18 protein-coding genes are annotated in these 20,223 nt (G+C 73.8%); 9 read left to right on the top strand and 9 right to left on the bottom strand.

Annotation, left to right across the window (positions count from 1 at the left end; all coding sequences use genetic code 11):
• Positions 1-14: 14 nt before the first annotated feature.
• The 5 genes from ABTZ91_RS20890 to ABTZ91_RS20910 form a co-directional block, all read right to left on the bottom strand.
• Positions 15-1,463 carry a penicillin-binding protein 2 gene (locus ABTZ91_RS20890; RefSeq protein WP_352078674.1) on the bottom strand — a complete coding sequence of 483 codons (1,449 nt, stop codon included), beginning with the start codon at positions 1,461-1,463 and terminating at the stop codon, positions 15-17.
• Between the two features lie 85 nt (positions 1,464-1,548).
• The gene (locus tag ABTZ91_RS20895) at positions 1,549-2,304 is read right to left on the bottom strand and encodes a response regulator transcription factor (protein WP_352078675.1); all 756 of its coding nucleotides are present in this window, start codon (positions 2,302-2,304) and stop codon (positions 1,549-1,551) included.
• Positions 2,301-3,695 carry a histidine kinase gene (locus tag ABTZ91_RS20900; RefSeq protein ID WP_352078676.1) on the bottom strand — a complete coding sequence of 465 codons (1,395 nt, stop codon included), beginning with the start codon at positions 3,693-3,695 and terminating at the stop codon, positions 2,301-2,303. The genes ABTZ91_RS20895 and ABTZ91_RS20900 overlap by 4 nt, the downstream gene beginning before the upstream one ends.
• A complete protein-coding gene (locus tag ABTZ91_RS20905; RefSeq protein WP_352078677.1) occupies positions 3,692-4,714 on the bottom strand; it encodes a hypothetical protein in 1,023 nt (340 codons plus the stop codon). The genes ABTZ91_RS20900 and ABTZ91_RS20905 overlap by 4 nt, the downstream gene beginning before the upstream one ends.
• A 214-nt stretch (positions 4,715-4,928) precedes the next feature.
• Positions 4,929-5,699 (bottom strand): IclR family transcriptional regulator, encoded by a 771-nt coding sequence (locus ABTZ91_RS20910; protein WP_352078678.1) that lies wholly within the window; start codon positions 5,697-5,699, stop codon positions 4,929-4,931.
• A gap of 140 nt (positions 5,700-5,839) precedes the next feature.
• Between ABTZ91_RS20910 and ABTZ91_RS20915 the strand changes: the two genes are divergently transcribed.
• A complete protein-coding gene (locus ABTZ91_RS20915) occupies positions 5,840-7,333 on the top strand; it encodes an aldehyde dehydrogenase family protein (RefSeq protein WP_352078758.1) in 1,494 nt (497 codons plus the stop codon).
• 175 nt (positions 7,334-7,508) lie between these two features.
• Here the strand turns inward: ABTZ91_RS20915 and ABTZ91_RS20920 are convergent, their stop codons facing one another.
• The gene (locus ABTZ91_RS20920; protein ID WP_352078679.1) at positions 7,509-8,507 is read right to left on the bottom strand and encodes a zinc-dependent alcohol dehydrogenase family protein; all 999 of its coding nucleotides are present in this window, start codon (positions 8,505-8,507) and stop codon (positions 7,509-7,511) included.
• Positions 8,508-8,610: 103 nt separating this feature from the next.
• Here ABTZ91_RS20920 and ABTZ91_RS20925 point away from each other — a divergent pair, with 103 nt between their 5' ends.
• Positions 8,611-9,546, top strand: coding sequence for an AraC family transcriptional regulator (locus ABTZ91_RS20925; protein WP_352078680.1), 936 nt, complete (start codon positions 8,611-8,613; stop codon positions 9,544-9,546).
• Positions 9,547-9,574: 28 nt separating this feature from the next.
• On the opposite strand, the gene ABTZ91_RS20930 is transcribed toward ABTZ91_RS20925, so the two are convergent.
• Entirely contained in the window at positions 9,575-10,951 is a 1,377-nt protein-coding gene (locus ABTZ91_RS20930; RefSeq protein WP_352078681.1) for an MFS transporter, read from the bottom strand.
• A gap of 70 nt (positions 10,952-11,021) precedes the next feature.
• Here ABTZ91_RS20930 and ABTZ91_RS20935 point away from each other — a divergent pair, with 70 nt between their 5' ends.
• The 5 genes from ABTZ91_RS20935 (at position 11,022) to ABTZ91_RS20955 (ending at position 15,850) form a co-directional block, all read left to right on the top strand.
• Entirely contained in the window at positions 11,022-12,083 is a 1,062-nt protein-coding gene (locus tag ABTZ91_RS20935) for a DJ-1/PfpI family protein (protein ID WP_352078682.1), read from the top strand.
• A gap of 507 nt (positions 12,084-12,590) precedes the next feature.
• Positions 12,591-13,202 carry an XRE family transcriptional regulator gene (locus ABTZ91_RS20940; protein ID WP_352078683.1) on the top strand — a complete coding sequence of 204 codons (612 nt, stop codon included), beginning with the start codon at positions 12,591-12,593 and terminating at the stop codon, positions 13,200-13,202.
• Between the two features lie 4 nt (positions 13,203-13,206).
• Positions 13,207-13,677 (top strand): NUDIX domain-containing protein, encoded by a 471-nt coding sequence (locus ABTZ91_RS20945; RefSeq protein WP_352078684.1) that lies wholly within the window; start codon positions 13,207-13,209, stop codon positions 13,675-13,677.
• Between the two features lie 321 nt (positions 13,678-13,998).
• Positions 13,999-14,694, top strand: coding sequence for a DsbA family oxidoreductase (locus tag ABTZ91_RS20950; protein ID WP_352078685.1), 696 nt, complete (start codon positions 13,999-14,001; stop codon positions 14,692-14,694).
• Between the two features lie 82 nt (positions 14,695-14,776).
• Complete coding sequence (locus ABTZ91_RS20955) at positions 14,777-15,850, top strand: aminotransferase class V-fold PLP-dependent enzyme (RefSeq protein ID WP_352078686.1); 1,074 nt, start codon at positions 14,777-14,779, stop codon at positions 15,848-15,850.
• A 147-nt stretch (positions 15,851-15,997) separates the two neighbouring features.
• Here ABTZ91_RS20955 and ABTZ91_RS20960 read toward each other — a convergent pair whose 3' ends face one another.
• Positions 15,998-16,531: a MarR family winged helix-turn-helix transcriptional regulator gene (locus ABTZ91_RS20960; RefSeq protein WP_352078687.1), complete on the bottom strand. Its 534-nt coding sequence runs from the start codon at positions 16,529-16,531 to the stop codon at positions 15,998-16,000.
• A gap of 115 nt (positions 16,532-16,646) precedes the next feature.
• On the opposite strand from ABTZ91_RS20960, the gene ABTZ91_RS20965 reads away from it, so the two are divergent.
• Positions 16,647-17,714, top strand: a complete 1,068-nt coding sequence (locus tag ABTZ91_RS20965; protein ID WP_352078688.1) for an alkene reductase — start codon at positions 16,647-16,649, stop codon at positions 17,712-17,714.
• 202 nt (positions 17,715-17,916) lie between these two features.
• On the opposite strand, the gene ABTZ91_RS20970 is transcribed toward ABTZ91_RS20965, so the two are convergent.
• Positions 17,917-19,017, bottom strand: coding sequence for an aminotransferase class V-fold PLP-dependent enzyme (locus ABTZ91_RS20970; RefSeq protein ID WP_352078759.1), 1,101 nt, complete (start codon positions 19,015-19,017; stop codon positions 17,917-17,919).
• Positions 19,018-19,125: 108 nt separating this feature from the next.
• On the opposite strand from ABTZ91_RS20970, the gene ABTZ91_RS20975 reads away from it, so the two are divergent.
• Complete coding sequence (locus ABTZ91_RS20975) at positions 19,126-20,220, top strand: amidohydrolase family protein (RefSeq protein ID WP_352078689.1); 1,095 nt, start codon at positions 19,126-19,128, stop codon at positions 20,218-20,220.
• Positions 20,221-20,223: the final 3 nt, after the last annotated feature.

Consider the following 20,223-nt stretch of genomic DNA (forward strand, 5'->3'; position numbering starts at 1 on the left):
CGCTCGGGTGTGGCCTACTTCAGCGCGGCCTTCATCATCTTCTGCGCCACCGGCGCCGCCAGCCCGTTGCCGCTGACCTCCGAGCGCGCCGCGCCCGAATCCTCGATCATCACCGCGACGGCGACCTCCTTGCCGGTGGCCGGGTCCTTCGCGTACGACGTGAACCACGCGTACGGCGTCTTGCTGTTGTTCTCGCCGTGCTGGGCCGTGCCGGTCTTGCCGCCCACCTCCACGCCGCCGATCGCCGCGTTGGTGCCGGTGCCCTCGTCGACCACGGTCCGCATCGCGCTGCGCAGCTGCTCGGCCGTCGAGGAGGACACGATCCGCCGGGTGTCCCCGTCCTCGTACGTCTGCAGGGCGTCGCCGTCGGAGTCGACGACCTTCGACACCATGTGGGGGCTCGCCATGAGACCGTCGTTGGCGATGGCCGCCGACACCATCGCCATCTGGAGCGGGGTCGCCGTCACATCGAACTGGCCGATACCGCTCAGAGCCGTCTGCGCCTTGTCCATGCCGGACGGGTACACGCTCGCGTACGCCCGCACGGGCACGTCCAGCTCCTTGTCGTTGAAGCCGAACTTCTCCGCCATCGCCCGCACCTTGTCCTGGCCGAGGTCGACGGCCGCCTTCGCGAAGACGTTGTTGCAGGAGTAGCGCAGCGCGGTGCGGAGGGTGGCGTTCTCGCAGGGCGCGGACGCGTTCTCGTTGCGCAGCACGGTCCGGGTGCCGGGCAGCGTGTACGGGTTCGGGCTGTCGGTCGCCGTGTCCACGGAGCCGTAGAGCCCGTCCTCCAGGGCCGCCGCCGCGACCACCAGCTTGAACGTCGAGCCGGGCGGCAGCGGCTGCCGCAAAGCCCGGTTGACCAGCGGCTTGTCCTCGTCCTCGGTGAGCGCGCGCCACGCGTCCCCGTCCGTCAGACCGGCGATCCTCGACGGGTCGTACGAGGGCGTCGACACCATGCCGAGGATCCGGCCCGTCTTCGGGTCGATGGCGACGGCGGCGCCCTTCTTCTTCCCGAGCGCCCGGTAGCCCGCCTTCTGCACGGCCGGGTCGATCGTCGTCAGGACGGTCCCCGGCTTCGCGCTCTCGCCGGTCAGCACGGACAGCGGGTTCTTCAGCCGGGTGTCGGTGCCGTCCAGGACATCGGCGTAGATGCCCTCCAGCTGGGTCGCCCCGTACGCCTGCGAGCTGTAGCCGGTGACGGCCGCGTACAGCGCGCCGTCGGTGTAGGAACGCTTGTACGCGAGGTCGCCGCCCTTCGTCTCCTTCGATCCGGTGACCGGCGAGCCGGCCACGACGATGTTCCCGAGCGGTTGCGCGTACTGCGCGATGGTCTGCCGCCGGTTGTTCTTGTCGTTCGCGAGGGCCCGGCCTTCGTACGCCTGCACCCAGGTGGCCCGCCCGAGGAGGGCGAGCACCAGGAGCAGCGAGAAGACCGAGGCGCGCCTGATCGTCTTGTTCATCCCATATGCGGGACGAGCGGGCCGGCGGCCGGCGTTCCGGAAGTGTCCGGTTTCTCAGAGAACCTTCATGTACGGGCGGGCCTCCTCAGGCGCTCGGCCGGATGAACCCCGACTCGTACGCGACGATCACCGCCTGCGTACGGTCCCGGGCGCCCGTCTTCGCGAGGACGGCGGCCACGTGGGTCTTCACGGTCGCCGGGCCGACCCCCAGCAGGGCGGCGATCTCCGCGTTCGTCAGGCCCTTCGCCATGTGCCGCAGTACCTCCGCCTCGCGCTCGGTGAGGCGGGACACCCAGGCGGGCGGGGCCGGCGGACGGCGGCGGGCGTGCTCGGCGGCGAGGCCGCGAACGGCCGCCGGGTACAGCAGGGAGTCGCTGCGGGCGACCAGGCGGACCGCGCTCACCAGCTCCTCCGGCGCGGACCGCTTGAGCAGGAAGCCCGCCGCGCCCACCCGCAGGGCGTCGTACACGTAGGCGTCGTTCTCGAAGGTGGTGACCGCCACGATCCGGGGCCCGTCGGGGCCGGACAGGATCTGCCGGGTCGCCTGGATGCCGTCGATCCCGGGCATCCGCACGTCCATCAGGACCACGTCGGGCCGCAGCGCCCGCACCACCGATACGGCCTCGGCGCCGGTCGCGGCCTCCCCGACCACCTCCAGGCCCGGCTCGGCGTCCAGGATCACGCGCAGCGCGGTCCGCACCATCCGCTCGTCGTCGGCGAGCACGATCCTGAGGGGAGGGGTGTCGGATGCGGGTGCGGGTGCCAGTGCGGGTCCCGGCGCGGGTGCGGGCGCGGGCTGGGGGTCGGGGGCGGGCGAGGGCTCGGGCTCAGGGGCGCTCATCGGGCCCCTCCCGCCGGTCCGTGTCCTTCCGCAGGTCCGTGCGGTCCCGCCGGCCGCACCGGTCCCGCTGGTCCTTGCGGTCCCGTCGGCCGCACCGGTCCCGCCGGCCGCACCGGTCCCGCCGTCCGCGTCACTCCCGTCGGCCCGGCCGGTCCCACCGGCAGACGCGCGGACAGCAGCCAGCGGCCGTCGACCTGGCCCGCCCCGGCCGTGCCGCCGAGCAGCCGGGCCCGTTCGGTGATGCCGCGCAGGCCGCGCCCGCCGTCCGGGCGGGCGACCGGCGCCGCGGTGGTGAGCGGATTCTCCATGCTGATCTCCAGTTCGTCCCCCGACAGCGCGATCCGCGCCGTCACCGTCTCCCCGCGCGCGTGCCGCACGGCATTGGTGAGTCCTTCCTGCACGATCCGGTACGCCTCCCGCGACACCGCCTCCGGCAGCCCCGTCAGTTCGCCCCGCACCGTCAGCTCCACCGCGGGGCCCGCGCCCCGCAGCAGCGCGTCGAGGGCGTCCAGGCCGGGAGCGGCGAGCTCGCCGTCGTCCTCGCCGCTGCGCAAGAGGCCGAGGACCGCGTCGAGTTCGCCGACCGTGCGCCGGGTGGTCTCCTCGATCGCGGTGAGCGCCTCCCGTACGAAGGCGAGGTCGGCCACGCCGGAGTCGAGGACCCGGCGGGCGGCCCCCGCCTGGAGGGTGACGGCGCTCAGCGCGTGGCCCACCGAGTCGTGCAGTTCGCGGGCGAGCCGGTTGCGCACGGCCAGTTCGGCGGCGCGCCGCTCGGCGGCGGCCAGCCGGTCCGCCGGACTCGGCCCGAGCAGCCGGGGCGCCGCCCCCGCCAGGAGCGCGCCCGTCCCCGCCGCGGCGGCGGCGAGACCCAGCAGCATCAGCAGCCCGAGGGGCAGTCCGGCCCAGGCGAGCCAGGGCTCGTCCAGGTGCCAGAACCGTCCGATCTCCGAGGTCCGCAGCTCCGCCGAGAACGGCAGCGCCGCCACGGCGAGCGCGAACGGCGGAAGGGCCAGGCTGGCACCGCTGACCAGGGCGCCCGCCCCGAGGTGCAGCGTGAACCAGCCCGCGGTCCGCGCCTTGGCGTCCGGGCCCCGGGCGGGGCCCTCCGCGAACCGCCCCGGCGCCACCCCGCACAGCGCCCGCGCCGCCGCCACCGACATCGGGCGGGTCAGCGGGAAGAGCGAGGTGAGCGCGGCCAGCGGCAGCCCCACGGCGTACGCGCCGAACTGCACCACCGGGCTGTCGGCGAACATCGTCCCGCCGTCCGCGAACGGCCCCATCACCACGGTGCCCACCAGCCAGTACGGCATGAACAGGGCGCCGCCGAGGATCAGATGGAGCCAGCGCCGTCGGGACCGCTGCCCGAACAGGGCCCGCCAGGCCCGTCTCATGCGGTCCGGCTCCGCCGGCCCAGGACCACGGCCAGGCAGCCGGCCAGCAGGAATCCGGTGATCATCTCGACAGCGTACGCGGCGGTCGTCAGGCCCGTCGGCTCCTTCCCCGGATCGGCCAGGGGCAGCAGCGCCACCAGTGACATGTACGCGCCCCAGCACGCGGCCGCACCCGAGGACACCCAGGCCAGGGCCATGGTGGTGCCCACCCGCAGGCTCGCCGGGCGGCGCAGCGCGAGGGCGGGCACGGTGGCGGCGGCGACGAGCAGGAAGCCGGCGCGCGCGGCGTCCACGACCGCCTTGTCGGCGTCGTAGGAGGTGGCGCGTGCGAACGAGAGGTCCTCGGTCATGCCGCAGGCCCACAGCAGGTGCAGGGCGGCGGGTACGAGGGCGAGCACGGCACCGGCGACGGCGCAGGTCCGCACGCCGGGGCCGCTCACGGCGGCGGGCAGTTCGCCGAGGCGCCCGCGCCACACGGGGGCCCAGCGGTCACGGGCGTACAGGGCGAAGAGGATGCCGAGGCTCAGGCCCTGGATCATGAACCCGCCGTACACGACGGGGAAGACCCAGGCGTCGAGGAAGGGCTCGTCGGGCGGCCCGGCGGAGGCGGAGCCCGGCCCGCCGAGGAGGGCGACGACCACCTGGACGGGGTAGGCCGTCATGATCGGGGCGAGCAGACCGATGGCCGCCCACACGGGGAAGGCGAGCAGCCAGGCCCGTACCCGGAGGCCCCACGGCCGGGTGAGGAGCACGGCGAGGAGCACGACGGCCGCGTCGGCGACGACGGTGATCCCGTTGGCGACCGCCATCAGCGTCGGGTGCTCCAGGAGGACGCTGCCCTCGGGGATGCCGACCTCGCTGCCCGCCGTCCAGGCGATCTTGAGGACGATGTACGGCACGGTGCCGAGGACGGCGAGGGCGCGCAGCACCCGGCGCGGACGGCTCGCGGGTGCGGACGCGGGTGCGGGTGCGGGTGCCGGAGCCGGAGCGGTGGGTTCGGGGCGCGTCGGTGTGGTCATGCCCCCACCGTCCCGCCGGGACCGGCCCTCGCGCCTCCTGCCGTACGACGAACCGCCTCCGCCGCGCGGGGGAGGCGGCCCACCCGCAGGGACCGGAGCCGTCGGCTGGACCAGAGCCGTCGTCGGGCCGCGCGGATCAGAGCTGTCGGCAGGTCGCGCGGATCAGAGCTGTCGGCTGGTCGCCGGGACGAGAGCCGTTGTCGGGTCGCCGCGCTCAGAGCCGGCGGGTCGCGAGGGTGAGGCGGTCGCGGGCGTCGAACAGCGCGTCCTTGATGAGCTGTTCGTGCCCCGGGGTCAGCCGGGCCACCGGCACCGAGCAGCTGATGGCGTCGCGGGCCGGGGTGCGGTAGGGGATCGCGATGCCGAAGCAGCGCAGCCCGAGGGTGTTCTCCTCGCGGTCCACCGCGTAGCCCTGCTCGCGGATGACGTGCAGTTCCTCGATCAGCTTCTCGCGGTCGGTGATGGTGTGCTCGGTGAGCGCCGGGAGCGTCTCCGGGAGCAGCTTGCGGACCTGCTCGTCGCTGTGGGTGGCGAGCAGCGCCTTGCCGAGGGAGGTGGAGTGGGCGGGCAGCCGGCGGCCCACCCGGGTGAACGGCCGCAGATAGTGCTGGGACTGCCGGGTCGCCAGATAGACGACGTTGGTGCCGTCGAGCCGCGCCAGGTGGATGGTCTCGGTGGTGTCGTCGGAGAGCCGGTCGAGGGTGGGCCGGGCGGCGGCCACCACCTCGTCGCCGTCGATGTAGGAGGTGCCCACGAGCAGGGCGCGCACGCCGATGCCGTACCGGGTGCCGGTCGCGTCCGTCTCCACCCAGCCCAGCTCGACGAGGGTGCGCAGCAGCATGTACAGGCTGGACTTGGGGTAGCCGACCGCCTCCTGGACGGCGGCGAGCGAGTGCATGCCCGGCCGTCCGGCGAAGTACTCCAGCAACTCCACGGTCCGCACGGCGGACTTGACCTGGGCCCCGCCCGCGTCGTTGGTCGACATCGCCCTCGCCCCTCTCCCGGATCCCTCTTGTGGAGACGGCTCGGCCGTCCATAGAGTCCCTGTCGGGTTCACCTACAAGGACCGTGTTCAGAATAGCGAACAACATGGGTGAGAGGTGTGGCGTGGCAGCAGAATCAGCCGTGACGGCGGAACCAGTGTGGAGCGTGGACCCCCGGACGGGGAAGCCACGGGAACAGGTCGCCGTCGAGGCCACCGCCGAGGACGTCGACCGGGCCGTACGGGCCGCGCACGCCGCCCGTGGCGCCCTGGCCGACCGGACCGCCCGCGCCGCGCTGCTCCGCACCGCGGCCGAGCTCCTGGACGAGGCCCAAGCCCGGGTCGTCGAGACCGCCGACGCCGAGACCGCCCTCGGTCCGGCCCGGCTCACCGGCGAACTGGCCCGCACCACCGCCCAGTTGCGCTACTTCGCCGACATCGTCGACGAGGGCGCCTTCCTCGACGTACGGATCTCCCTCCCCGACCCCGACACCACGCCGCCCACCCCCGACCTGCGGCGCATGAAGATCCCGCTCGGCGTCGTCGCCGTCTACGCCGCCAGCAACTTCCCGCTCGCCTTCTCCGTCCCCGGCGGTGACACCGCGAGCGCGCTGGCCGCCGGCTGCCCCGTCGTGATCAAGGCGCACCCCTACCACCCGGCCACCTCCGAGCTCTGCGCCGCCCTGCTGCGCCGCGCCGCCGTCAAGGCCGGACTCCCCGAGGACGTGGTCGTGCTCGTGCACGGCTTCGACGCCGGAGTCGAACTGATCCGCCACCCGCTGGTCGCCGCCGCCGGCTTCACCGGTTCGGTGAACGGCGGCCGGGCCCTGTTCGACGCGGCCGCGGCCCGGCCCGTACCCATCCCCTTCCACGGCGAACTCGGCTCGCTCAACCCGGTGGTCGTCACCGAGGCCGCCGCCGAGGAGCGCGCGGAGGAGCTCGCCGCCGGACTCGCCGGCTCCATGACCCTCGGGCAGGGCCAGTTCTGCACCAAGCCCGGCTTCGTGCTGGCCCCGGCCGGCGCGGCGGGCGAGCGCTTCACGGCAGCCCTGACGGCCGCCCTCAAGGACGCCGAACCGGGCGTGATGCTCGCCCCCCGGATGCGGGGCCACTTCCTCACCGCCACCTACGAGGACGCCCAGGAGGACGGGATCGAGGCCCCCGTCCAGCCCGGACCCGGCGGACCGCACACCGTCGTGCCGGGCTATCTCCTCACCGACGCCGCCACCCTGCTCCAGGGCGGCCGTCAGGTCCTCCTCCGGGAGACCTTCGGACCGGTCACCCTGGTCGCCCGCTACGCCTCCCGCGAGGAGATCAGCGCCGTCCTCGCCCTGGTCCCCGGCAACCTCACCGCCACCCTCCACACGGCCGACGAGGACCCCGAGGCCGCCTCCCTGCTCGCCGAACTCGCCCCGCTGGCCGGCCGGCTCCTCGTCAACGGCTGGCCCACCGGCGTGGCCGTGGCCGACGCCCAGCACCACGGCGGGCCCTACCCGGCCACCACCACGCCCTTCACCTCGGTCGGCGGCACCGCGATCGAGCGCTGGCTCCGCCCGATCACCTACCAGTCGACCCCGCAGCACCTGCTCCCGCCGGAGCTGCGGGACGACAACCCGCTGGGCATCCCGCGCTTCTGAGATCCGGGACCCCGCGCTTCCGGGACCGGATCCCGCGCTTCTGAGATCCGGGACCCCGCGCTCCCTGGACCGGGATCCCCCGCTTCCGGGACCGGGATCCCGCGCTCCCGAGGCAAGGCCCTGCGCCCTTGAGGGCCCGCGGGCCGGAGCACCGCTCCGGCCCGCGGGCGGGCCACTACACCCGCACCACGATCTTCCCGGTGTGCGCGTTGGACTCCATCAGCCGGTGGGCGTCGGCCATCGACCCGAGACCCTCGAAGGTCTCCGCGACGACCGGCGCCAGCGAGCCGTCGCGCAGCCCCGAGCCGATGAAACCGGCCATCCGGGCGCGCCCCTCGGCCGTGCGCACCACCGCGCCGTTGGCGTAACCGCGCACGGTCAGCGGCCACTGCATCGGCACCTCGGCCGGCCGCCGGTCCAGCCAGCCGTACAGCACCGCCGTGCCCTCCGGGCGCAGCGCCCCACCGAGCCGGGCGAAGCCGGGGCCGCCGACCGCGTCGAAGACGACGTCGGCGCCCCGGTCGGCGGTGATCCGCCGCACCGCCGCGACCAGGTCCTCCTCGTCGGTGACCACCACGTGCGGGGCGCCGAGTTCGAGCAGCCGGTCCCGCTTCGCCCTCTCGCGGGTCGCGGCGATCGGCACCGCGCCGATCCGCAGCGCCGTCTGGATCGCGGCCGTGCCGACCCCGCTCGACGCCCCGGTGATCACCACATGGCCGCCGGGCCGCAGCCCGCCCGCCTCCACCATGCCGCCGTACGCCGTCGAGTACGCCAGCCAGGCCGCCGCCCCGGCCACCGCGTCCACACCCGCCGGGCGCGGCACCACGTACTCCTCCCGCAGCACCACCCGCTCCGCGTACACCCCGTGCACCCCGAAGTCGAAGTTGGCCGCCGCCATCACCGGATCGCCCGGCGCGTACGCCGTGACGCCCTCGCCGACCTCCTCCACCACGCCCGCCGCCTCGTAACCGAGCCGCGAGCCGGGCAGCGTGGCCGGGTAGTAGTACGCTCCCGAACGGAACAGCGCCTCCGCGCGGTTGAGGCCGATCGCCTCCACCCGCATCCGCAGCTCGCCGGGCCCCGGCGCCGGAAGCGCGATCTCCTCGACGCTCAGCACCTCCGGTCCGCCGAGCTCGTGGAACAGAACCGCCGTGGTCTTCGTGTCGTTTCCCATGGCCACGACGCTAGGCTCGCTCGGCGAGACGCTCCATGTCCCTCCGGCTCCCGTTCCTGTCCGATCGTCTCACCTCCCCGAGGGGGGCGGTACGGTGCCGGGCATGGACGTACTGAGCGATGCCATCGCCGCGATGCGCACCGGCCGCCCCCACTCCTCCCGCACGGTCAGGTTCGCGCCCTGGGGCTTCCGCTTCCCGCCCAGCAAGGGCGCCGGCTTCCACGTCGTCCTCCAGGGCACCGCCTGGCTGCTGCCCCCGCCCGACCCGCGCGCCCCCGGCGGTGCCGCCGCACCCGTCCGGCTCGGCCCCGGCGACGTCGTCCTGCTCGCCCACGGCACCGGCCACGGCCTCGCCGACCGCCCCGACACCCCGCTCGTCGATGCGGTCCCCGAGCCCGACGGCAGCTGGCCCACCCCGCCCGACCGCGGCCCGGTCGGCGCCGAGGAGACCCTGCTCCTGTGCGGCGCCTACCAGCTGAGCCGGGACCGCGCCCACCCGCTGCTGACCGAGCTCCCCCCGTACGTCCACATCCCCGCCCGGGTCGGCGCCCACCCCCGGCTGCGCGCCGCCGTCGAGATGCTCGGCGCCGAACTCGCCGAACCCCAGCCAGGATCCGACGCGATCGTGCCCGCCCTCCTCGACACGCTGCTGCTCTACCTGCTGCGCACCTGGTGGCTCACCGAACGTGCCGACCGCTCCACCGGCTGGTCCGCCGCGCTCGGCGACCCGGCCGTCGCCACCGCCCTGCGCGCCCTCCACGACGACCCGGCGCGCCCCTGGACGGTGGAGGAGCTCGGCGCCCTCGGCGGACTCTCCCGCGCCGCCTTCGCCCGCCGCTTCACCACCCTCGTGGGCCGCCCGCCGCTCGCCTACCTCACCTGGTGGCGCATGACCACCGCCGGCCGGCTGCTGCGCACCGACGACCTGCCCCTGCGCACCGTCGCCCAACGCGCCGGCTACTCCTCCGAGTTCGCCTTCGCCAAGGCCTTCAAGCGGGAGTACGGGATGGCCCCGGGCCAGTACCGCAAGGCGTCCTGAAGACCCTCCGGGCCGCCGAGCGCCGACACTAGGCGCGGTGGCGGGGCAGTCGCAGGGAGCCGAGGGCGGTCAGGGCGAGCAGCCCGGCGCTGATCAGCAGCGCGTCGCGCAGGGCCGTCCGCACGCCGTCGGCGGCGAGGGAGCCGAAGACCGCCACGGCAAGCGCCCCGGCCGTCTGCCGGATCGCGTTCAGCAGACCGGCCGCCGTGCCCGCGCGCTCCGCCGGCACCGCCTCCAGCATGGCGGCGATCAGCGGCGGCAGGGAGAAGCCGCAGCCCAGCGCCAGCGGCACCAGCAGCAGCGCCTGTACCGGCCGCGGCGTGCCCGCGTCCACGGTGAGCAGGCCGAGCAGCCCGGCCACCGCGACGACCTGGCCGACGACGATCGGCAGCCGCGCCCCGTACCGTGCCGCCACCTTCCCCGACAGCACGTTCACCCCGGCGAGCAGCCCCGTCATCGGCAGGAACATCAGGCCGGCGCCGAGCGCCGACAGGTCGAGCACCTGCTGGAAGAACAGACTGAAGACGAAGACCATGCCGTAGAAGGCGACCGTGTTGGCCGCGCCCGCCGTCACCGCGACGACCACCGTGGTGCGGCGGAACAGGCCCAGCGGCACCATCGGATGCCTCCGCCGCGCCTCGATCACCAGGAAGGCGGCGAAGAAGACCACCGCCGCCCCGAGCGCCCACCACGCCCGCGGGCCGTGCTCGATCGCCGCGAAGGTCAGCGCCGTGAGCGCGACCACGGCGGTCAGCTGACCCGGCAGGTCCAGCGGCGCGGGCCGCCGCGGCGAGCGGGCGACGAGGGTCAGCAGCGCGAGCGCCAGCAGGCCGAGCGGCAGGTTGACGAAGAAGATCCCGCGCCAGCTCCACGCCGTGGTCAGGGCCCCGCCCGCGACCGGGCCGAGGGCCACCGCCACCGTGCCGCCCGCCGCCCACAGCGACACCGCGCGGGCCCGCCGTACGGGATCGCCGTACGCCTCCCGTACCAGCGCGAGCGAGGCGGGCAGCATCACCGCCGCCGCGGCGCCCTGCACCGTACGGGCCGCGAGCAGCGACGGAAGGCCCGGGGCCAGACCGCAGGCGACCGAGGCCAGGGTGAAGACGACGACCCCGGCCGCGTACGCGCGGCTCGCCCCGATCCGGTCGGCGAGCGCGCCGCTGGACAGCAGCAGCGCGGCGAAGGGCAGGGTGTACGCGTCGACCACCCATTGCAGTCCGGTCATCCCGGTCCGCAGATCGGAACCGATCGCGGGCAGGGCCACGTTCACCACCGAGGTGTCGAGGGTGATGAGGGCGAAGCCCAGCATGGCGGCGGCGAGCGCGGGGCCGGACCGGTGCTGCGGGCGGGGGCGGACGGACTCGGGGGCGTCGACGCGGGGCGTGACGAGGTCGGTTGTGCTCATGCGTCCAGCCTGGTGATCAGCGGGGCCGTACAGTAGTGGCCGGAATGCCATATCCCCGGAGGTTCTGGCCATGACCCGTCTCCGGCGCGTCGCCGTCGTCGCCGCCCCGCCCGTCTCGATGTTCAACCTCGCCATTCCGGAGATGCTGTTCGGCAAGGTCGAGGTCGACGGCCGCCCCGGCTACGAGACCGTCATCTGCGCGCCCGACCCTGGCCCCGTCGCCACCACCGGCGGCCTCGACCTGCACGTGCCGCACTCCCTCGACGCCGTGGCGGCCGCCGACACCGTCGTCCTCGCCGGCAGCGGCTCGTACACCGACCCCGATCCGCGCATCCTCGACGTGCTGCGCCGGGCCGCCGCCGACGGCAAGCGGATCGCCTCGATCTGCACCGGCTCCTTCGCGCTCGCCGCCGCCGGGCTCCTCGACGGCCGCAGCGCCACCACCTACTGGGCCTACCGCGATCTCCTCGCCGAACGCCACCCGGCCGTCGACCTCCAGGACGACGTCCTCTTCGTGCAGGACGGACCGCTGCTGACCTCCTCCGGCTACGCCGCCGGCATCGACCTGTGCCTCCACGTCATCCGCACCGACCACGGCGCCGCCGTCGCCAACACCGTGGCCCGGCTCGCCCTCGTCGCACCGGTACGGCCCGGCGGCCAGACCCAGTTCACCCAGACCCCGCTGCCGCCGGAGCGCGGCGTCTCCTTCGCCGGTACGCGCGCGTGGGCCATGGAACGCCTCGACGAACCCCTCACCCTCACCGACCTGGCCCGGCACGCCGGCGTCTCCGTCCGCACCCTGTCCCGTCGCTTCCTCGCCGAGACCGGCGTCAGCCCCCTCCAGTGGCTGCTGCACCAGCGCATCGAACGGGCCAAGGAACTCCTGGAGACCACCGCCCTCCCCATGGACCGCCTCGCCCGCGAATCCGGCCTCGGCAGCGCGGACTCCCTCCGCCACCACCTCCTGCGCAGAACGGGGCTCACGCCGAGCGCGTACCGGGCGTCGTTCAACCGGCTGACGGGGGTTGGGGCGGCGGCGGGGGCGGGGGCCGGTGCCGGTGTCGGGGCGGGTGCCGGTGCCGGTGTCGGCGCGGGTGTCAGCCGCCTCACACCGGGTCCGGCGGTGGAATGAACGCGGCGGGCCGGGGCGTTCCCGCAGGTCATCGCAAGGCATGGCCTGCTGGGACGAAACCTACGAAAGCCCCGCCCGTGCGCCGGACGGGTGGCACACAGGCGGGGCGGGTCTGACCCCCCGAACTGTGTTGGTTCCTGCGCCCCGAGGGCGGGGGCGTGAGTGGCTTGTCCCGCCCGACACCGTGACTCTGATCCGCTGAACGACTACCAGCCGCGTAGGTCGCGTACTCCCACTGCCTCGCGTCGGTGCACTGATTCAGTCTCTTGCTGGTCATCCTGCGTCGTCCCCTCAGGTCGCGTTGCCTGATCGTCGCGCCGCTCGCGGGGACGTGGGAACTACGTACATTTCCCACTTCGGGACGTCCCGCATGAGGTAGAACGTCCCCCAGGGAGTCACGGAGTGTAGGGAACCGGCCGGTGGACATACGCAGCCCTCGCCGAGGCAGCGGACGTTGACCCGAAGAGCGTTGAGCGATGGGCGAACCTGGGACGCACGCCGCGGCGAGTGACGGCGCTCAAGGCTGCCGAAGCACTGGGGGAAGACGTCCACGCGCTCTGGCCGGCGCTCAGGCAGGCGCGTGCGGCACGGGCCGTCAGCCCCGAACTGGTCACCCTGTACGACCAGCGGGCAGACCTTCCCGTTTCCACGTTCGTTGATCTGTTCAGTCACGCCAGCGAGCGAATCGACGTGCTCGTCTACGCGGCCGTATTCCTGCATGAGGCGTATCCCCGCCTCAACGACCTACTGCGGGAGCGGGCTGCCGAAGGGTGCAAGGTCCGAATCGCGCTGGGAGACGCCGACAGTGAGAACGTCCAACAGCGCGGGAGGGAAGAGAGGTTCGGGCACGGCATTGAGTCACGCTGCCGACTCGCCCTGATGCACTACCGACCGTTGCTGCGTGTTCCGGGGGTGGAACTGCGGACGCACGAAACCACGCTCTACAACAGCCTCTATCGCGCTGACGATCAGATGTTGGTCAACGCTCATGTCTGGGGCGTGAACGCTTACGGGGCGCCAGTCTGGCACCTTCGGCGGCACGGCAACGGAGGGATGTTCGACACCTACACGGAGAGCTTCACGGCCGTGTGGGAGACCGCCCAACTCGTGGAAGGCTGAGCCCATGGCGCGCACCGAGTACTACGACGACCCGAACGCCCCCGAGCCCAACAGCCTGGTCGTGGCGGCCTCAGCCGTCGTGACCGACGACCGAGGCCGCATCCTGCTACAGCGCCGGCGGGACAACGACCTCTGGGCACTGCCTGGTGGCGGAATGGACATGGCCGACTCACTGCCCGGAGCGGCTGTACGGGAAGTCAAGGAAGAGACGGGGCTGGACGTCGAAGTCACGGGCCTCATCGGTACGTACACGGACCCGCGTCACATCATCGAGTACAGCGACGGGGAAGTGCGGCGACAGTTCAACGTATGTTTTCGGGCCCGGATCATCGGCGGAGAACTCGGCATCTCCGATGAGTCGACGGAACTCCGCTTCGTCGACCCCGAGGAACTGGAGAAGCTGCCCATGCACCACACCCAGCGGCTACGGCTGGCGCATTATCTGGAGAACAGAGATCAACCGTATCTCGGCTGAGTCTCCCTCCATTCCTGTCCGCACAGCAGTCGAAATGCGGAGAAGTCCCGCAGCCATACCCGTGCGCGATCGTCTCGTCGCCTCGGGCCATGGTGAACCACCGTGCGGCCCGGTTGCCACCCGGCGGGGGCGAGGTTGTGCATCCGGGCGAAGCCGAGCCGGGGGGGATGGCCAGTCCGGTGCCCTGATAGCCGCCGTCGGCGAGAGGATCGGTGTCAGCCGCCTCACACCGGGTCCGGCGGTGGAATGAACGCGGCGGGCCGGGGCGTTCCCGTCACGGAAACAGCCCGCCCGCCGTCCCCGTCGAGGAGAGAAGCCCCCATGCGCGTCGAGATCTGGAGCGACATCGCCTGTCCCTGGTGCTACATCGGCAAGGCCCGCTTCGAGAAGGGGCTCGCGGCCTTCGCCCACCGGGACGAGGTCGAGGTCGTGCACCGCTCCTTCGAGCTCGACCCGAACCGGCCGAAGGGGGACACCGCCCCCGTCCTGGAGATGCTGGCGAAGAAGTACGGGCGCACCCTCGACGAGGCGCGTGCCATGGAGGCCCATGTCGCCTCCAACGCCCACGCCGAGGGCCTGGAGTACCGCAGCGAGGGGCGCGACCACGGCAACACCTTCGACATCCACCGTCTGCTGCACCTGGCGAAGGACCGCGGCCGGCAGAACGAGCTGCTCGATCTGGCCTACCGGGCCAACTTCGCCGAGGAGCGCTCGGTCTTCGACGCCGGGACGCTGGTGGCCCTCGGCGTGGAGGCCGGGCTGGACGAGGGCGAGGTCCGCGCGGTCCTGGCCGACGAGTCCGCGTACGCCGACGCCGTACGGGCCGACGAGCGCGAGGCGGCCGAACTCGGCGCCAACGGGGTGCCGTTCTTCGTCCTCGACCGGAAGTACGGGGTCTCCGGCGGCCAGCCCGCCGAGGTCTTCACCCAGGCCCTGGAGCAGGCATGGCAGGGCCGCACCCTCCAGCCGGTCGGCGGGGACGCCGCCGCCTGCGACGTCGACGGCGGCAACTGCTGAGCTGACGCTATAAGTAAATCTTGGGGACAGCCCGCGACTTTAGGCAATTGACTTTGAGTCGCGGGGGATCCAGGCTGTGGCCATGGAATCTCTGGAAGCCACGGAAACCCTGGAGCCCCTGGGCGGCGCCGAGTTCGCCCCCCGGCAGGCCTACCTCAACACCTCCGCCTGTGCCCTGCTGCCCCGCCGCACCGTCGAGGCCGTCACCCTCCTCGCCGAGGAGACCGCCGCCGGCCGCCCCGACGGCGCGGGCAGCTTCGATGTCGTCGACGAGGCCCGCTCCGCCTTCGCCCGGCTCGCCCACGTCACCCCCGACCGGGTCGCCGTCGGCAGCTCGGTCTCCGTCCACGTCGGCATGGTGGCCCAGTCGATGCCGGCCGGGGCCGAGATCCTGTTCCCCGAGGGGGACTTCTCCTCCGTCATCACCCCCTTCACCGTCCGCGGCGACCTGAAGACCCGTTTCGTGCCGCTGGAGCGGCTCGCCGAGTCCGTCCGGCCGGAGACCGCGCTCGTCGCCTTCTCCGCCGTGCAGTCGGCGGACGGCCGTACGGCCGACTTCGCGGCGATCCGCGCCGCCGCGGCGGCGCACGGCGCCCGTACCCTGCTCGACGCCACCCAGTCCGCGGGCTGGCTGCCGCTGTACGCGGGGGAGTGGGACTACACCGTCTCCGGCGGCTACAAGTACCTGCTCTGCCCGCGCGGCGCCTCCTTCCTCACCGTCACCGAAGAGGCGCAGGACACGCTGCTGCCCATCCACGCCGGCTGGGTCACCGGTGAGCAACTGTGGGTCAACAGCTACGGCCCCGTGCGCGAACTCGCCCGCTCGGCCCGCCGCTTCGACGAGCCCGCCGCCTTCCTGTCGTACCACGGGGCGGCCCGCTCGCTCGCCCTCCTCGAGGAGATCGGCATCGAGCGCATCGAGGCCCACAACAAGGCCCTCGCCGCCCGCTTCCGGGCCGGTGTCACCGCCCTCGGCCACGCCCCGGTGCGGGACGACTCGACGGTGGTCGGCGTCCCCGGCCTCGGCGACCGCAGTGCCGCCCTGCGCGAGGCCGGCGTGCTGCTCTCGGCCCGCGCCGGCAACCTGCGGGCCTCCTTCCACCTCTACAACTCCTCGGCTGACGTCGACCGCGCCCTCGACGTCCTGGCGGGCTGAGCACCAGGGCCGACCCCCGGGCCGACCGCCAGGGCCGACCCCCGGGCCGACCGCCAGGGCCGACCCTCAAGGCCGGGCATGGGCGTCCGGCGCGGGGGCTGAGCCCTGGGGTCGAGCGCCGACCGCCAGGGTCGGCCCGTACGCGGTCTACGCGCCGCCCCCCGGCGGCGGGCAGTCGCCCGCCCCGTCCCCCGCCCCGTCGCCCGCCTCGTGGCGCAGGTTCTCCTCCAGGCGGCCGAGCAGCCGCATGAGCTCGTCCCGGTCGGCCGTACCGAGCCCGGCCAGGGAGTCCTCCTCCAGGCCGGACCACACCCCCTCGACGCGGGCCCGCAGCGCCTCGCCCTCCTCCGTCGCCTCGACCAGCACGGCCCGCCGGTCGGCCGGGTCGGGGCGGCGGCGGACGTGGCCGCACTGCTCCAGGCGCTGGAGCATCTTGGTGACCGTCGACGGGTCGAGCCCGAGCGACTGGATCAGGGCGGACTGGCGCACCGGGCCGCAGTCCCACAGCGCCATCATCAGGAACTCCTGTCCCGGATAGAGGCCCAGCTCCCGCAGGCGCCGGCCCGCCGCGATCCGGTGCAGCCGGGCCACCCGGGACAGGGCGTAGCTCAGCGGGCCGCCGCGGGCGGCGGACGGCAGGCTGTCCGCCGCGGCGGTACAGGCGGGATCCTTCTCGGGCATCTGCGGCTCCTCGGGAGGTCTCTTCCTCCCAGATTATCTTGGTCGGCCAATCAATGCGTTACAGTGGCTCGCACGGAGATAGTTGGCCGACCACATAAACTGTGAGGGAACCGCCATGACCACCGCCTTCGACCCTGTCGACCTCGCCGGCACCCGCCTCGCCAACCGCATCGCCATGGCCCCCATGACCCGCAGCCGGGCCGACGGCGAGCGCCGCGTCCCGACCCCGCTCACCGCCGAGTACTACGCCCAGCGCGCCTCCGCGGGCCTCATCGTCAGCGAGGGCATCCAGCCCAGCGCCGTCGGCCAGGGCTACCCCAACACCCCGGGCCTGCACAGCAGGGAGCAGATCGCCGCCTGGCGCGAGGTCACCGGCGCCGTCCACGAGCGCGGCGGAAGGATCTTCGCCCAGCTGATGCACGCCGGCCGGATCAGCCACCCCGAGGTCCTCGGCGACGGCCTCCACCCGGTCGCCCCCTCCGCCGTCACCCCCGCCGGACAGCTCTTCGCCGGCACCGGCCTCATCGACTTCGTCGCCCCGCGCGCGCTCACCGCCGACCAGGTGCGCGAGACCGTCGCCGACTTCGCCGCCGCCGCCCGCAACGCCGTCGAGGCCGGCTTCGACGGCGTCGAGATCCACGGCGCCAACGGCTATCTGGTCCACCAGTTCCTCGCCACCGGCTCCAACCTGCGCACCGACGAGTGGGGCGGTCCGGTCGAGAACCGGATCCGCTTCGCCGTCGAGGTCGTACGCGCCGTCGCCGAGGAGATCGGCCCCGAGCGCACCGCGATCCGGCTCTCCCCGGCCAACCCGTACAACGACATCACCGAGACCGACACCGAGGAGACCTACACGCGTCTCGTCGACGCCCTCGAACCCCTCGGCCTCGCCTATCTCCACGTCACCGAGGTCCAGCCCGGACGGCGCGAACTCACCCTCGCCCTGCGCAAGCGGTTCTCCGGTGCCTTCGTCCTCAACCCGGCCACCGACGGGCCGACCGGCCCCGAGTCCCTGGCCCTGATCGAGGACGGCACCGCCGACCTGATCGCGTTCGGCGCGCTGTTCCTCGCCAACCCCGACCTGCCCGCCCGCCTTAAGGCCGGCGGCCCGTACAACACCCCGGACCCGGCCACCTACTTCGGCGGCGACCACCGCGGCTACACCGACTACCCGACGCTGTAGTCCTGCCCGACCCTTCGGCCACGGCGGGCGGCCACGGGAAACCCCCACGGGCCGCGCCCGGGCCGCCCCCCTGCCGGCGGCGGCCACGGGACCGTACGGGCTGCGCCCAGGCCCCTCCGCGACGTCGGGCGGCCACAGGCGCGTACCGGCTACGCCCAGGCCCCTCCGCGACGTCGGGCGGCCACAGGCACGTACCGGCTGGCTACGCCCACGCCTCCGTGACCGCCCGGCGCGCGCCCTCCAGGTCCACCGGGCGCCCACTGTCCGCCAGCGCCGCGCCCAGCGCCGCCAGCGAGGACTGCACCGCGCCCCGGGTCGCGTCCACCCCGTAGTGGTTCACCCGGATCATCTCCTTCGCCAGCGCCCCGCCACCCGCGATCAGCGGCAGCGACGGGTCCGCGGCCAGCGCCTTCGCCACCAGCTCCGAGGCGTCCACCCCGGCGGGGGACCGCAGCGTCGTGGCGACCGGGGCCGCGTCCTTCGCCTCGTGGACGTACGGCTCCAGACCGCCGCCGAGCGCCAGCGCACCCGCGCGGGTCGCCGCCGCGGCCGAGGCGTGCCGGGCCATCAGCGCGTCCAGGCCCTCCGCCTCGATCCGCTCCAGACACGCCTCGAGGGCCAGCATCTCCAGCTGCGCCGGGGCGTGCAGCAGAGCCTTCCGGCCACCGTCGATCCACCGCTCCTTCCAGTCCAGGAGGGAGAGGTACGAGCGGCGCGGCGCGGCCGGGTTGGCGGCGAACCGCTCCCAGGCCCGCTCGCTCACCGACACCGCCGAGACGCCCGCCGGACCGCCCATCGCCTTCTGCGCGCCGATGATGCACATGTCGACGCCCCAGGCGTCCGGCAGCACCGGCTCGGCGCCGATCGACGCCACCGCGTCCAGGTAGAACAGCGCGCCGTGCGCCCGCACCACCTCGCCGATCTCCGCGACCGGATTGGTGTTCCCGGTCGCCGCCTCGGCATGCACCAGCGACACGAAGTCGATCTCCGGGTGCTCCTCGAAGGCCCGCGCCACCTGCTCGGCGGTCACCGCCGTGTGGAAGGGCACCTCCAGGTCGACCACGGTCGCACCGCAGTCGCGCAGCCAGTTGCCGAAGGTCTGCCCGTACGGACCCGTGACGACGTTCAGCGCCGTCGACCCCGGCCGCGCCCCGCTGCGGATGCAGCCCTCCAGCGGCAGCAGCGCCTCGCCCTGGGTGATCACCACGTCCTGCTCCGTGCGGAGCAGCGCGGCGACCCGCCGCTCGATCGACGCGAACTGCGCGGCGGTCAGCGGGGCCAGGTCGAGCAGCGGATGTGTCACGGTCACGGTGGTGCCTTCTTCTCATCGCATACGGGGGTACGGGGGTACCCAGGAGGTACGGGTGGAGCTCCGGGCCAGCGTAACGGGGCACCCTCGTAGAGTGCGGGTATGAGCGATGACGCGGTGCTGCATGTGAAGGGGCGGGTGCTCGTCGGCCCGGAGGACGTACGGGACGAACTGTGGTGCGTCGACGGGCGGATCACGTTCGAGCGGCCGGCCCGGCTCGCCGGGGACGCCGTGACCGTCGAAGGCTGGGCGCTGCCGGGCCTGGTCGATGCCCACTGCCACGTCGGCCTCGACCAGCACGGCCCCGTCGACGAGGTCACCGCCGAGAAGCAGGCCGTGACCGACCGCGACGCCGGCACCCTGCTCATCCGCGACGCCGGCTCGCCCTCCGACACCCGCTGGATCGACGAGCGCGAGGACCTGCCGAAGATCATCCGGGCCGGCCGGCACATCGCCCGCACCCGCCGCTACATCCGCAACTACGCCCACGAGATCGAGCCCGACGAGCTCGTCGCCTACGTCGGGCGGGAGGCGCGGCGCGGCGACGGCTGGGTCAAGCTGGTCGGCGACTGGATCGACCGCGGCCTCGGCGACCTGGCCCCGTCCTGGCCCCGCGCCGAGGTCGAGGCGGCCATCGCCGAGGCCCACCGGCTCGGCGCCCGCGTCACCGCGCACTGCTTCGCCGAGGACTCGCTGCGCGACCTGGTCGAGGCGGGCATCGACTGCGTCGAGCACGCCACCGGCCTCACCGAGGACACCATCCCGCTCTTCGCCGAGCGCGGCGTCGCCATCGTGCCCACCCTGGTCAACATCGCGACCTTCCCGCACCTCGCGGACGGCGGCGAGGAGAAGTTCCCGCGCTGGTCGGCCCACATGCGCCGGCTCCACGCCCGCCGTTACGACACGGTCCGCGCCGCCTGGGACGCCGGCATCCCGGTCTTCGTCGGCACCGACGCGGGCGGCTCCCTGCCGCACGGCCTGGTCGCCGCCGAGGTCGAGGAGCTCACCAAGGCCGGCATCCCGGCCCTCGACGCCCTCTCCGCCACCACCTGGCGCGCCCGCTCCTGGCTGGGCCGCCCCGCCCTGGAGGAGGGCGCGCCGGCCGACCTCGTCGTCTACGGCGAGGACCCGCGCGCCGACGTCCGGGTCCTCGCGGCACCCCGCCGCGTGATCGTCAACGGCCGGGTGATCGGCTAGGTC

It is taken from the genome of Streptomyces sp. NPDC126499 (genome assembly GCF_040302485.1).
Lineage (GTDB): Bacteria > Actinomycetota > Actinomycetes > Streptomycetales > Streptomycetaceae > Streptomyces.